This is a genomic window from Roseateles sp. P5_B10 (assembly GCF_056400485.1).
On the sequence record NZ_JBFULE010000014.1, the window covers coordinates 1 to 11,583 of the forward strand.

Genomic DNA, 11,583 nt, shown 5'->3' on the forward strand with positions numbered 1-11,583 from the left:
CGTCAAGAACGCAGTGATGGTCACCGTCTCGATTTCCTTTGGCTACTCCGGTACGGCCGAAGACTCTCGGCATTTGGCGGAGCTCGTAGTTCCTCGAATTTTGGAAATGCGGAGCTGACTGCTCAAAGAAAAGCCTGCGGCCAACAGCCTTGATCCTTCGGAGCGGCTCAGCAGTCGGTGGCGCGACTCCTACTGCTTGGAGCCGTGTGAGCGTCGGCTTAGAAGCGCCTTCAAGCGCACATTGAGAACGGTGCGCACATGCTTCATGACCTCATCGAAGTCGCCACTCTTCGGCGGGGCCTTCACACCCGGAACAAACATGTCGCAGACGTGAGCCGTAGCCTCTTTCAAGTAAATCGGCGACGCCGTGACGCAAGCGACCAGTCGCGCATAAACCTCGCAAGTTCTCCACACCGATCCTCATCGACCAGTCAACATTGATTTGGGTACGGTGGCGTTCACGGTCGCTGGGCGCGGGCATGCAGGGCTATGGCGAGGGCAGCCGAACGAGATTCACCGTGACTGGGTGACCAAAATGCTGCGTGCCAACGGCTTCCGGACGGCGCTGGTGCCGGCGGTCGAGCGCGAAGACGGTGTTCTGGAAGGCCAGTGGCCAGACTTCATAGAGGAGTCCTTGCGGCGCAGGCGACTCCAGCTGCGTGATAGCGCGGCGCGCGGCATGCGTCGCTCGCTCGGTGCGCACGCGCCTCAACGCGATGGCATTACGGGTACTTCTACGAAGCCGCCAAGAAAAAAGCACCTGGCATTACTGCAAGGTGCTTGAGACTTTTGGTGCGCCCGGTTGGGATCGAACCAACAACCCCTGCCTTCGGAGGGCAGTACTCTATCCATTGAGCTACGGGCGCGAAGCCGTGCATTCTAGCAGCGGGGTACCAGGGCCCCGGGGCAGCGTCGGGGCCTGCCTATAATTCGGCGGTTTTTCGTGTCGCGCACCCAGCCCGGCATGAAGCGAGACCCGACCGACGAAGATCGACAAGAGGAATTCATGAGCGCCAGCCACGATCACGACCACGACGACGCCCACACCGGGCCGATCAAGACCCCCAAGCAGCTCGCCTGGGCCGTGCTGTTCGCCTTCGTGGTGCCGGTCATCGTCATCATCCTGCTGGCCAATTACGTCACCACTGACACCAAGCCGGCGGCCGGCACGGCTGCCTTCGAGGCCCAGGCCATTGCAGCGCGCATTGCGCCGGTCGCGCACGTCGAGGTCAAGGACGTCAACGACGCCGCCACCATGAAGACGGGCGAGCAGGTCTTCCAGGCCCAGTGCTCGGCCTGCCACGCCACCGGCGCCGCCGGCGCACCCAAGCTGGGCGACGCGTCGGCCTGGGGCCCGCGCATCAAGAGTGGCTTCGACACGCTGGTGCATTCGGCGCTCAAGGGCAAGGGCAATATGGGCCCGCAGGGCGGCGGCGATTTCAGCGACTTCGAAGTCTCCCGTGCCGTGGTCTACATGGCCAACCAGGGGGGCGCCAAGTTCGACGAGCCCAAGATGGCCGCACCGGCTGCTTCGGCCGCGCAGTAAAGCTTCGGCTTGAATCCCGCCAAGGGCTGCTTCGRCAGCCCTCGTCGTTTCTGGCTCAGGCGCCAGGGCGGCGCACGAAGCCGAAGCGCTCCGGCAGCTCACCCGACAGGAACTGCTGTGGCGTCCAGCGCCCCTGCTCGACGGCGTCGGCCGCCAGGCCCATGTCGGCCGTGTGCACCAGGCCCAGGCCGAGGTTGGTGAGCAGGTAGAGCCGCCCGGCTTCGTCCAGCCAGCTGGACTCCGCGGCGGCTTCGATGCCGGTGTGGCTCAGCACGCGGCCATCAGGCTGCAGGCGCCAAACCCAGGGCGTGGATTCCAGCTCCACATAGACCCGCTGCGGCCCGTTCTGGAAGAACCAGCAGCCAGCCGCGTCGGCCGCGTAGTTGCGCTCGATGAAGGCACGCAGCTTGTCGTGGTTGATGCGGCTGCCTTTGACCTCGGGGAAGGGGCCGGCGTGCTGGATGCGTTCGTCGCGCATATACCAATCACCACGGGCGTCCAGCGCCAGCCAGCCGTAGCAGTGCGGGACGTTGGGCCACTTCTTGAGGGCCGCTTCGACGATGGGGTCCATGCAAGACCTCCTTCAGCGTTGCTTCCAGAGCCAGTCGCAGACCTGCTCCGGCATGGTCAGCAGATGCCCCGGCAGGCGGCCGGCGGGGAAGCCGACATGGCCGCCGTGGCCGGGCTGCCAGAGTGTCACATGGGCACCCACCTCGGCGGCGTGTGGCAGGCTGCCCCCGGGCACGAAAGGGTCGTTGCGGGCGTTCAGCACCAGGGCCGGGATGCGGATGCGGTGCAGGTGCGGTTTGGCGGCCGCGCGGGTCCAGTAGTCTTCGGTGTTCCTGAAGCCGTGCAGCGGCGCGGTGAACAGGTTGTCGAACTCGTAGATGGTCGACGCGCGCTTGAGCCGCTCGCCATCGAACAGGCCCGGATGCTGCTGCAGCTTGCGCAGGGCCTTGGGAATCATGGTGCGCAGGAAGCGGCGCGCATAGACCTGCCTGTTGAAGCCGCGGTCGATGGCCGCGCCAGCGGCGGCGAGGTCGATGGGCGAGCAGATCGAGCAGACCGCCTGGGCGACCTGGGCGGCGCTGTGGCCGGCTTCCTCCGCCCAGCGCATCAGTGCATTGCCGCCCAGGGACACGCCCGCGACGAGGAGCTTGCTGCCATGGCGCTCGCGCAGGCGCTGCAATATCCAGCCGACCTCCTCGAAGTCGCCCGAGTGGTAGGCGCGCGGGCCGCGGTTCAGTTCACCGGAGCAGCCGCGGAAGTGGGGCAGGGCCATGGCCCAACCGCGTGCGCGGGCGACGCTGGCGAAGGCGACGCTGGAGTGGCTGGTGCGGTCGCCCTCCAGGCCGTGGAACAACACCAGCAGCGGCGTCTCCGGCGGGCGCCCAAGTCGGTCGCCGGGCCGCTCCCAAGACCGACTTGGCCCCCCCGGGGGGCCGGACGCGTACTCGCGTGCGGGCGGCTCACCACCAGCCAGGAAGTCGACATCAATGAAGTCGCCGTCCGGTGTGTCCCAGCGCTCGCGCGTCCAGTTCGGCGGCGGGCCGTCGTGTTGGCGGCTGAGGAGGGCGGGCCAGATGGTCTGGGCGTGGCCGCCGGGCAGCCAGCGGGGGGCGCGGTACTGCATGCGCCGACTCCTAGTGAAGCGTGCCGGCGTCGGCGACGAGCTCCTGGACATCGCCCGCATTGCCGGGGCTGGCGTGGTGCAGCACCAGGCGCCAGCCGAGCGCCGTCTTCAGATAGACATTGGTCGCGATGACCCAAGCCTGCTGGGCCTCGCCATGCAACTGCACGCGCTCCAGCACATGGTGGATGGCGCAATCGCCGCTGTGCAGGCGGCGCACGCGCTCGGGGTGGACGCTGACCGCGCCGCGCTGGAACACCGCTTCGAAGGCGGCGCGAATGGCAGGCAGGCCGACGATGCGCGGGCCGCCCGGGTGGACGCAGGCCACTTCCTCGTCATCGGCCCACAGGGCCATCAGGTGATCCAGGTCGGCGTGCTGCAGCGCCTCGTAGAACTGGGCCTCGGTGTCGTCGGGCGAGGCAAGCAGGGCGGCGGTCTGGGCGGCGGAGCGGGGCATGGCGCGATTGTAGGAAGTCGGACGGCGCTACATTGACCCCGCCCCAACCGCTGCCTGATCCCAACCGATGTTTTCGCTGAAAGCCGTTGCGTCCCTGTTCCTTTGTCTGTTGCTGGTGGCCTGCGGTGGCGGTGGCGGTGATGCCGCGCCAGCGCCCGGGCCGGTCGCCGTGCCCCCCCTCGGGGCCCAATGCCTGAGCGGCTCCGTCGCGCGCCTGGCTCTGCCCGCCGCAGCCGGTGCGGGGCACAACCAGGAGCTGGCGGTGCTTGCCTGCCCCGGCTCGCGGCTGGACACGGTGCAGTGGCGCCAGACCGATGGCGCCGCGCAGGCCCTCGGTTCGGCGCGTTCGCAGGCCCTCAGCGTCGCACCGGCTGCGGCGGGCCGCTTCACGTTCAGCGTGGACTTCACCGACGCCAAGGGGGCGAGCTACAGCGGCCAAGCCGAGCTCAACGCCGCGGCACCCGACGCGACGCCGATGGTGATCCGCGGCGAACCGTCGGTGTGGGCGGGCGGCCAGACGTCGTTGCGCGCCTGGGTCGAGGGGCTGGCCGTGGCCGACTACCCGCTGGCGCGCGTGCGCTGGAGCCGCGTCGACGGCCCGGACGTGAACCTGGGCGATGCAAGCCAATGGCGCGTCATCTTTACCGCGCCTGCGGTGGCCGAAGACAGCCTGCTGCGCCTGCGCGCCGAGGCCACGCTGGCCGATGGGCGCAGCCTCAGCCAGGATTTCAGCCTGCTCGTGCAGGCCTCACCGCCCGCTGTGGCCTCGCCGCTGTTCGGCGCTGGCAACCTGTCCTCGCGCGCCTACCCCTATGTGGCCGGCGGCGCACACGCGGCCGAATTGCGCGACTGCATCTACACGCCCGCCCTGACCAATGCCACGCTCTGCACGCTGGGCCGCCTGCCGCTGCTCGGCACCGAGACGCGCGGCGAGCTGCCCACCGTGGAGCAGGTGATGGCCCGCGTGCTGGTGTCCAACGACTGGATGGGCCAGCGCTTCGAGGCCTTCCTGCGCGAGCAGGACGTGAATGGCGACTTCCGCCGCTTGCTCAACGCCACCACGGCCATCGTCATCGGCGGCCGGGTGCGGCCGGCCTTCTACTGGAGCGCCACCGGCGCCATCTATCTCGATGCCGACTACCTCTGGCAGACGCCTGCCGAGCGCGACAGCGTCAGCGAAGCGCCCGACCCGCGCAGTGACTATGGGCTAGACCTCGCCTACGCGATGCTGTGGCGCTATGTGCAGGGCAATCAGTCGGCCGGTGGGCGCCCGTCCGTGCTGGCACGCGGCTCACGCGACAGCGCCGCGTTGATTCCGGCACTCGGCCGCCTGCTGTACCACGAGCTGACGCACGCCAACGACTTCCTGCCGCCCCGCGTGCACCTGCTGCTCAACAGCGGCTTGCGCGTCTACGAGGCCATTCCCGCCAACACTGCGTCCGAACAGCTGCGCACGCAACTGCCGTTCTATTCACAGGAGATGGTCGACCTGGGCCGCGTGCAGTTTTTCGGCGTGGCGTCCACGGCGGTGCAGCGCGCCTACCAGCCGGCCGACATCGTGCGTTTCTTCAGCAGCGACCGCGTCACCGACGACTACAGCTATTCCTGGCCCAGCGGCCAGAGCGTGCCGCGCGAGGATGCGGCGATGCTGGCCGAGGAGGCGCTGATGCAGCTGCGCCACGGCGTGCTGCGCGATGTCGCGGTGACGCCGCAATTCCTGAGCGGGGCGAGCGCAGACCAGGTCGTGACCTGGGGCCAGCGCGGCCGCGTGGGTGATGCCGCCATCAAGTCGCGCGTGGCGCTGGTGCTGTCCCAAACCATGCCCTGGCTGCCCGCCGGTTTCACCGACGGCCTGGCCGCTCCGGTTCAATTGCGCGCCGGCCTGACCTGGGGTCAGAACCTCGACCAGGGTGCGCTGGCTCTTGGGATGGTGAAGCCGCTGTCGGCGACGGAACGCGCGCTGGAGGCTGATCTGGACACCCAGCGGCGCGGCAGCCGCAGGGCCGCCGCGCTGATGCGCTAGTTCATGCGGGCCGAGCGCCGGGCCGCTCCCTAGCCGGCCCGTTCAAGCGATGTGCTTGCGGCTCGATGCCGCAAGCATCGTTGTCCCCTCGGGGGCTGAGGCCGGACACGGTGCGCCCGGTGGGCGCGCTGTGCCTGCCGAAGCGCTGCGGCCTCTGGCCGCGGCGCGGTCCCGCCCAAGGTACTCCTTGGGCGAGGGGCTCAGTGGTGGCCGCCCACCACCTCCCCGGCCTTTAGCTTGTAGGCCGTGCCGCAGTAAGGGCACTGGCCCTGGCCACCATGGGTCAGGTCGATGAAGACCTTGGGATGCGCGCTCCACAGCGGCATCTTGGGGTTGGGGCAGAAGACCGTGCCGTTGTCGTTGCAGTCCTTGGCGGTCACTTCGACAGTGGCGGCGGGCGTGGTGGTGGTGCTCATGTTGTTTGCTCTCAGACCGCCGTCAGCCACTCGGCGTACTTGGGGTTGCGGCCGTTGACGATGTCGAAGAAGGCCGACTGGATCTTTTCGGTGATGGGACCCCGCGACCCCGAACCGATCTCGACGCGGTCCAGCTCGCGGATGGGCGTCACTTCAGCGGCGGTGCCAGTGAAGAAGGCCTCGTCGCAGATGTAGACCTCGTCGCGGGTGATGCGCTTCTCGACCAGCTTGAGGCCCAGGTCCTGGCAGATCGCGAAGATGGTGTTGCGGGTGATGCCGTTGAGCGCGCCGGCCGACAGGTCGGGCGTGTAGACGACGCCGCCCTTGATGACGAACAGGTTCTCGCCGGCGCCTTCGGACACGAAGCCGGAGGCGTCCAGCAGCAGGGCCTCGTCGTAGCCGTCGTCGGTGGCTTCCATGTTGGCCAGGATGGAGTTGGTGTAGTTGGACACCGTCTTGGCCTGCGTCATCGTGATGTTGACGTGGTGGCGTGTGTAGGAGCTGGTCTTGACGCGGATGCCGCGCTTCATGCCTTCCTCGCCGAGGTAGGCGCCCCAGCTCCAGGCGGCCACCATCAGGTGCACCTGGTTGCCCTTGGGGCTGACGCCCAGCTTCTCGGAGCCGATCCAGATCAGCGGGCGGATGTAGGCGCTCTTCAGGCCGTTGGCCTTGACCACCTCGCGCTGGGCCTCGTTGACCTGCTCCACCGAGAAGGGGATCTTCATGCGCAGGATCTTGCCGCTGTTGAACAGGCGCTGCGTGTGCTCCTGCAGGCGGAAGATGGCGGTGCCGTTGACCGTGTCATAGGCGCGCACGCCCTCGAAGGCGCCGCAGCCGTAATGCAGGGTGTGGGTCAGCACGTGGATCTTGGCGTCGCGCCAGTCGACGAGCTCGCCGTCCATCCAGATCTTGCCGTCGCGGTCATGCAGGGGGGCGGGAACCATCGTTACTCCAGTGCGTGCGGGGTGAAAGCGGGCGATTTTACGAAGCTTGGGCTGCGCGGATCAGCCGCCACTCGACGAGCTTGCCTTTCACCAGCTTGACTTCGACGGCGTCGCCGCCGGCGTCGCGCCAGACAAAGGTCTCCGGCGCCTGCTTTTGCCCCAAGCTGCCGGCCAGGCCGATCAGGTCCACCAGCTTCATGCCGGCGTGCAGTTTGCTGTTCAGCATGACCGCATTGGCCACCGAGCCCAGCGGGGCCGCGCCGGCCACCTTCATGACCCGCATCAGCCGCGAGATCTGCAACAGCAGCCAGAAGACGATGCCCGTCGTCGCGAAGATGACGCCCTGCCAGCCGAGCAGCGCCCCGCCACCAATGAGAGCCACCAGCGCCAGGCCAACACCGATCCACGGATTCATGCTTGCGGGTCCTTCAGCCCATCGTCGCGTTGCCAGGCATAGGCGCGCTCGACCTTGGCCACGCGCAGCGTGTAGTGCTGGTACCAATCGCTGCGGCCGGTGTCGCGCGCGATCTTGTGCTCGGCGTTGCGGCGCCAGGCGGCAATGTCCTCGGGGCTGCGCCAGTAGGAGACCGTGATGCCCAGGCCATCCTCGCCGCGGGTGCTCTCCACGCCCAGATAACCCGGCTGCTCGGAAGCCAGGGCCACCATGCGGTCAGCCATGTCGCCATAGCCGCCGTCAACGGGCGTGCGCTGGCTGGTGAAGATGACGGCGTAGTAGGGGGGCTCGGGCAGTGCGCTCATGGCGCACATCCTGCCACGCCGTCAGGCCGCTAGCGGCAGGCGGGTCACCTCGACGCTGTCGGCCGAGCGTTGCGTCGGCCCATGGTAGACAGCCTCGATGTTGTTGCCGTCGGGGTCCAGCACGAAGGCGGCGTAATAGCCCGGGTGGTAATGGCGCGGCCCCGGGGTGCCGTGATCGCGGCCGCCGGCGGACAGCGTCATCGCATGGAAGCGCCGGACCTCATCCTCGCTGTGGGCCTGGAAGGCCAGATGCACATGTGACACGCGGCCATCGGCCTTGTCGACGTAGAACTCGTCGGCGTAGAAGCAGCCCTCTGCTTCGCCGAAGGCCTCGAGCCGCCCGATGGCGTCCAGCGCCGCACGGTAGAAGCGCCGGCTAGCCGCCAGGTCGCTCACGCGCAGATGCACGTGGTCGAGCAGGCGGCCGCAGTGCTCCATATCCGTCCTACTTGGTTACTTTGAGCAGCACGCAGCGCACCCACTGGCCAGACTCCAGCGCGTCCTTGTGGCCGTTCAGGAACTGTTCGGCCGTCGAGTTGCGCGCGGTGAAGCACATGCCGTGCAGGATGCCCATGCGTGGCACGGGCCGCGACCATTTGCGCTCGACGACGCCGTTGAACCAGGACACCTGCTCATCGTCGCTGTCCACGTCGGCGCGGCCCAGCAGCAGCACGACCTCGTATTTGTCCTCGGTCAGCGGCTCGGCCGCGCTGGTCAGCACCTGCAGGCCGCCGTCGCTCATGTTCAGCACCAGGCCGGCCGGCCCCTGGCTGAACTGCACCGGCTTGAAGACCCAACCGGGCAGGGAGTCGGYATCGTGCTGGGCGGCCAGGAAATCGGTGCGGGCGTGCTGCCTGAGATTGGCGGGATCTGACATGAACGGGGTCCTCCGGTGCGAGGCCCCGATCCTAAGCAGACTTTGGCGTGGCGTGCACCATGGAAACCTGTTGTCTCAGTTTCAAATGAGCCCGCGCAAGACCTCGATGGCTTGCTCCACCCGCTCGACGGCATGGATGGTCAGCCCCTCGATGGCCTTCTTGGGCGCATTCGCCTTGGGCACGACGGCGACGCTGAAGCCCAGCTTGGCGGCTTCCTTCAGGCGCTCCTGGCCGCGCGGCGCGGGGCGAACCTCGCCGGCCAGGCCGACCTCGCCAAAGGCGATGAAGCCACGCGGCAGGGCCTTGCCGCGCAGCGAACTCTGGATGGCCAGCAGCACGGCCAGGTCGGCCGCCGGCTCGCTGATGCGCACGCCGCCGACCGCGTTGACGAACACGTCCTGGTCGCCGGTGGCCACGCCCGCATGCCGGTGCAGCACGGCCAGCAGCATCGCGAGGCGGTCGCGGTCCAGGCCGACGGACAGGCGCCGCGGGCTGACGCCGCCGCTGTCCACCAGCGCCTGCAGCTCGACCAGCAGCGGCCGCGTGCCTTCCAGCGTGACGAGCACGCAGCTGCCCGGCACGGGCTCGGCGTGGGTGGACAGGAAGATGGCGCTCGGGTTGGTGACGCCCTTGAGCCCCTTCTCCGTCATCGCGAACACGCCGATCTCGTTGACCGCGCCGAAGCGGTTCTTGATGGCGCGCACCAGGCGGAAGCTGCTGTGCGTGTCGCCCTCGAAATACAGCACCGTGTCGACGATGTGCTCCAGGACTCGCGGGCCGGCCAGCGCGCCTTCCTTGGTCACATGACCCACCAGCACGATGGCACAGCCGCGCGCCTTGGCCGTGCGTGTGAGCTGGGCCGCGCATTCGCGCACCTGGGCGACCGAACCGGGCGCGGACGAGAGTTGCTCGGAGTACAGCGTCTGGATGGAGTCGATGACGCAGAAGTCGGGCTCCTCGACGTCGATGGTGGCGAGGATCCGCTCCAGGCTGATCTCGGCCAGCACGCGCACCTTGGCGCCCGACAGGCCCAGGCGCCGCGAGCGCATCGCGACCTGGGCGCCGCTTTCCTCGCCGGTCACGTACAGGACTTTCACGGTTTGCGACAACGACTCAACCGCCTGCAGCAGCAGCGTCGACTTGCCGATGCCCGGATCGCCGCCGATCAGCACGACGCCGCCGGCGACGATGCCTCCGCCCAGCACCCGGTCCAGCTCTTCCTGGCCCGTGGGCGTGCGCTCGAAGTCGCTGGCCTCGATCTCGGAGAGCGTGGCCACCGGCTGGCTCTTGGCCAGCGACTGGTAGCGGTTCTTGACGCCGCCGGTGGGCTCGGCGATGCCCTCGGTCAGCGTGTTCCAGGCGCCGCAGTGCGGGCATTTGCCCAGCCATTTGGCGTTGGTGCCGCCGCATTCGGTGCAGGTGTAGATGCTCTTGCTTGTCGCCATCAGCGCATTGTCTTAGGGTCTGCTGACACGGTGGCAATGGGCCGCGTTGTGACCAGAAGGGTCGCGAGCAAGGCGCAAAGCGGAGCCGGGTTGGGCACCCGGCGAGCATTTGCAACGCCGCGCGCGGCCTTTCTGGTCACAACCCTTCGGGAAGACCGGCAGCCAGGGGCCACTCGGCGTTGCACCGCTTGCCCGCACATGAGTGCGGGCGGCTCGTTGCGCCTTGATTGGCCCCTGGCTGCCGGCCTTCGCGGCCCATTGCCGCCGTGTCAGCAGACCCTGGGGCGAACCCAGGCTGTCAGCAGCAGTGCCGCGGCCAGCGCGCAGCCGGCCGAGAAGCCGAAGGCGACGGTGGCCGACAGGCCCTCCCACAGCCAGCCGAACAGCAGCGAGGCCGGCAGCAGCATGGCGCCCATGACGAGGTTGAGCCAGCCGAAGGCGGTGCCGCGCTGTTCGGCCGGCGCCAGGTCGGCCAGCAGCGCGCGTTCGACGCCCTCGGTCGCGGCCATGAAGATGCCGTAGAGGCCGAACAGCAGGTACAGCCGCCAGCCCGGCGCGGCCCACGCCGCCATGCCGATGTAGAAGGCGGCATAGGCGACATAGYCGGCCACCAGCAGGTGAACGCGGCCGACGCGGTCCGACAACCCGCCCAGCGGCACCGCGAACAGCGCCGCGACGCCCGACACCGCGGCCCACAGCAACGGCACCTGCGCCTCGGCGACGCCGAGCTCCTTGGCGCGCAGCAGCAGGAACATGTTGCTGGAGTTGCCCAGCGTGAACAGCGCGACGACGACGAGGTAGCGCCGCAGCGGCTGGGGCAGGCCAGCCAGCGTCCAGTTGAAGCGCGGTGGCGCGGTGGCCGGTGGCGGGGCTTCCCGCACCGCCAGCGTCAGCCCCAGGCAGAGCAGGCCGGGAATGATGGCCCACAGGAAGACCTGGCCCAGCGGCACGCCCGCACGCAGCAGCGCCCAGGCCAGCAGCGGCCCGATGACGGCGCCGGCGTTGTCCATGGCGCGGTGCAGGCCGAAGGCCAGGCCGCGCTGGCCCGGCCCGATGTTGGCAGCCAGCAGCGCGTCACGCGGCGCGGCACGCACGGCCTTGGCGATGCGGTCGGTCAGGCGCAGGGCCAGCAGCAGCGGCCAGCCGGCGACAAAGGCGATCAGCGGCCGCGCGATGCCGGCCAGGCCGTAGCCGGCGATGACCCAGGGTTTGCTGCGCCCGCTGCGGTCCGCCATGACGCCGGCCCACAGCTTGAGCAGGCTGGCCAGCGCCTCGGCCAGGCCCTCGATGAGGCCCAGCACCCGCGGGCCGGCCATCAGCACGCCGCTCAGATACAAGGGCACGAGGGGGTAGACCAGCTCGCTGGCGCTGTCGTTGACGAGGCTGATCAGGCCGAGCAGCCAGACGCTGCGCGGCAGCGAGAAAAGGGCCCTGAGCATCGGGGCATGTTATGTCCTGGGTGCCAGACCGCCCGAGCGCAGCGAG

Annotated in this window: 14 protein-coding genes and 1 tRNA gene; 3 read left to right on the forward strand and 12 right to left on the reverse strand. The window is 68.7% G+C overall.

From position 1 onward, the window contains the following. The first annotated feature begins 535 nt into the window (after positions 1-535). On the forward strand, positions 536-784 hold the full coding sequence (locus AC1DU6_RS02300) for a hypothetical protein (protein ID WP_477855978.1): 249 nt from the start codon (positions 536-538) through the stop codon (positions 782-784). A gap of 6 nt (positions 785-790) precedes the next feature. On the opposite strand, the gene AC1DU6_RS02305 is transcribed toward AC1DU6_RS02300, so the two are convergent. Then, positions 791-866: transfer RNA gene (locus AC1DU6_RS02305), tRNA-Arg, on the reverse strand. Between the two features lie 140 nt (positions 867-1,006). Between AC1DU6_RS02305 and AC1DU6_RS02310 the strand changes: the two genes are divergently transcribed. Next, positions 1,007-1,546, forward strand: a complete 540-nt coding sequence (locus tag AC1DU6_RS02310) for a c-type cytochrome (protein ID WP_056192630.1) — start codon at positions 1,007-1,009, stop codon at positions 1,544-1,546. A gap of 55 nt (positions 1,547-1,601) precedes the next feature. Here the strand turns inward: AC1DU6_RS02310 and AC1DU6_RS02315 are convergent, their stop codons facing one another. Genes AC1DU6_RS02315 through AC1DU6_RS02325 form a run of 3 tightly spaced genes read right to left on the reverse strand, consistent with a single transcriptional unit; the run spans position 1,602 to position 3,633 of the window. Continuing rightward, entirely contained in the window at positions 1,602-2,117 is a 516-nt protein-coding gene (locus tag AC1DU6_RS02315; RefSeq protein ID WP_457447703.1) for a DUF2946 family protein, read from the reverse strand. Between the two features lie 12 nt (positions 2,118-2,129). After that, positions 2,130-3,179, reverse strand: coding sequence for a YheT family hydrolase (locus AC1DU6_RS02320; protein ID WP_477855979.1), 1,050 nt, complete (start codon positions 3,177-3,179; stop codon positions 2,130-2,132). A 10-nt stretch (positions 3,180-3,189) separates the two neighbouring features. Beyond that, positions 3,190-3,633 (reverse strand): YybH family protein, encoded by a 444-nt coding sequence (locus tag AC1DU6_RS02325; RefSeq protein WP_056191962.1) that lies wholly within the window; start codon positions 3,631-3,633, stop codon positions 3,190-3,192. Positions 3,634-3,700: 67 nt separating this feature from the next. Between AC1DU6_RS02325 and AC1DU6_RS02330 the strand changes: the two genes are divergently transcribed. Next, on the forward strand, positions 3,701-5,656 hold the full coding sequence (locus AC1DU6_RS02330) for a hypothetical protein (RefSeq protein ID WP_477855980.1): 1,956 nt from the start codon (positions 3,701-3,703) through the stop codon (positions 5,654-5,656). 200 nt (positions 5,657-5,856) lie between these two features. Here the strand turns inward: AC1DU6_RS02330 and AC1DU6_RS02335 are convergent, their stop codons facing one another. The 8 genes from AC1DU6_RS02335 to AC1DU6_RS02370 all read right to left on the reverse strand — a co-directional run bounded on the left by AC1DU6_RS02335 (position 5,857) and on the right by AC1DU6_RS02370 (position 11,537). Beyond that, positions 5,857-6,072, reverse strand: a complete 216-nt coding sequence (locus tag AC1DU6_RS02335) for a zinc-finger domain-containing protein (RefSeq protein ID WP_457447707.1) — start codon at positions 6,070-6,072, stop codon at positions 5,857-5,859. An 11-nt stretch (positions 6,073-6,083) separates the two neighbouring features. Then, entirely contained in the window at positions 6,084-7,016 is a 933-nt protein-coding gene (locus tag AC1DU6_RS02340) for a branched-chain amino acid transaminase (RefSeq protein WP_056191971.1), read from the reverse strand. A 37-nt stretch (positions 7,017-7,053) separates the two neighbouring features. After that, a complete protein-coding gene (locus AC1DU6_RS02345; RefSeq protein ID WP_056191972.1) occupies positions 7,054-7,431 on the reverse strand; it encodes a hypothetical protein in 378 nt (125 codons plus the stop codon). Beyond that, the gene (locus AC1DU6_RS02350) at positions 7,428-7,775 is read right to left on the reverse strand and encodes an antibiotic biosynthesis monooxygenase family protein (RefSeq protein WP_082532416.1); all 348 of its coding nucleotides are present in this window, start codon (positions 7,773-7,775) and stop codon (positions 7,428-7,430) included. Before AC1DU6_RS02350 ends, AC1DU6_RS02345 begins: the two co-directional genes overlap by 4 nt. Before the next feature lie 21 nt (positions 7,776-7,796). Next, positions 7,797-8,213 carry a VOC family protein gene (locus tag AC1DU6_RS02355; protein WP_056191978.1) on the reverse strand — a complete coding sequence of 139 codons (417 nt, stop codon included), beginning with the start codon at positions 8,211-8,213 and terminating at the stop codon, positions 7,797-7,799. A gap of 7 nt (positions 8,214-8,220) precedes the next feature. Next, positions 8,221-8,652 carry a hypothetical protein gene (locus tag AC1DU6_RS02360; RefSeq protein WP_477855981.1) on the reverse strand — a complete coding sequence of 144 codons (432 nt, stop codon included), beginning with the start codon at positions 8,650-8,652 and terminating at the stop codon, positions 8,221-8,223. Between the two features lie 81 nt (positions 8,653-8,733). Further along, positions 8,734-10,098, reverse strand: coding sequence for a DNA repair protein RadA (gene radA, locus AC1DU6_RS02365; protein WP_056191984.1), 1,365 nt, complete (start codon positions 10,096-10,098; stop codon positions 8,734-8,736). Positions 10,099-10,367: 269 nt separating this feature from the next. Continuing rightward, positions 10,368-11,537: an MFS transporter gene (locus AC1DU6_RS02370; RefSeq protein WP_477855982.1), complete on the reverse strand. Its 1,170-nt coding sequence runs from the start codon at positions 11,535-11,537 to the stop codon at positions 10,368-10,370. Positions 11,538-11,583: the final 46 nt, after the last annotated feature.

Coding starts and splice junctions, on each gene's coding strand:
- AC1DU6_RS02300 (WP_477855978.1), top strand. CDS start 536: ATGCTGCGTGCCAACGGCTTCCGGACGGCGCTGGTGCCGGCGGTCGAG.
- AC1DU6_RS02310 (WP_056192630.1), top strand. CDS start 1,007: ATGAGCGCCAGCCACGATCACGACCACGACGACGCCCACACCGGGCCG.
- AC1DU6_RS02315 (WP_457447703.1), bottom strand. CDS start 2,117: ATGGACCCCATCGTCGAAGCGGCCCTCAAGAAGTGGCCCAACGTCCCG.
- AC1DU6_RS02320 (WP_477855979.1), bottom strand. CDS start 3,179: ATGCAGTACCGCGCCCCCCGCTGGCTGCCCGGCGGCCACGCCCAGACC.
- AC1DU6_RS02325 (WP_056191962.1), bottom strand. CDS start 3,633: ATGCCCCGCTCCGCCGCCCAGACCGCCGCCCTGCTTGCCTCGCCCGAC.
- AC1DU6_RS02330 (WP_477855980.1), top strand. CDS start 3,701: ATGTTTTCGCTGAAAGCCGTTGCGTCCCTGTTCCTTTGTCTGTTGCTG.
- AC1DU6_RS02335 (WP_457447707.1), bottom strand. CDS start 6,072: ATGAGCACCACCACCACGCCCGCCGCCACTGTCGAAGTGACCGCCAAG.
- AC1DU6_RS02340 (WP_056191971.1), bottom strand. CDS start 7,016: ATGGTTCCCGCCCCCCTGCATGACCGCGACGGCAAGATCTGGATGGAC.
- AC1DU6_RS02345 (WP_056191972.1), bottom strand. CDS start 7,431: ATGAATCCGTGGATCGGTGTTGGCCTGGCGCTGGTGGCTCTCATTGGT.
- AC1DU6_RS02350 (WP_082532416.1), bottom strand. CDS start 7,775: ATGAGCGCACTGCCCGAGCCCCCCTACTACGCCGTCATCTTCACCAGC.
- AC1DU6_RS02355 (WP_056191978.1), bottom strand. CDS start 8,213: ATGGAGCACTGCGGCCGCCTGCTCGACCACGTGCATCTGCGCGTGAGC.
- radA (WP_056191984.1), bottom strand. CDS start 10,098: ATGGCGACAAGCAAGAGCATCTACACCTGCACCGAATGCGGCGGCACC.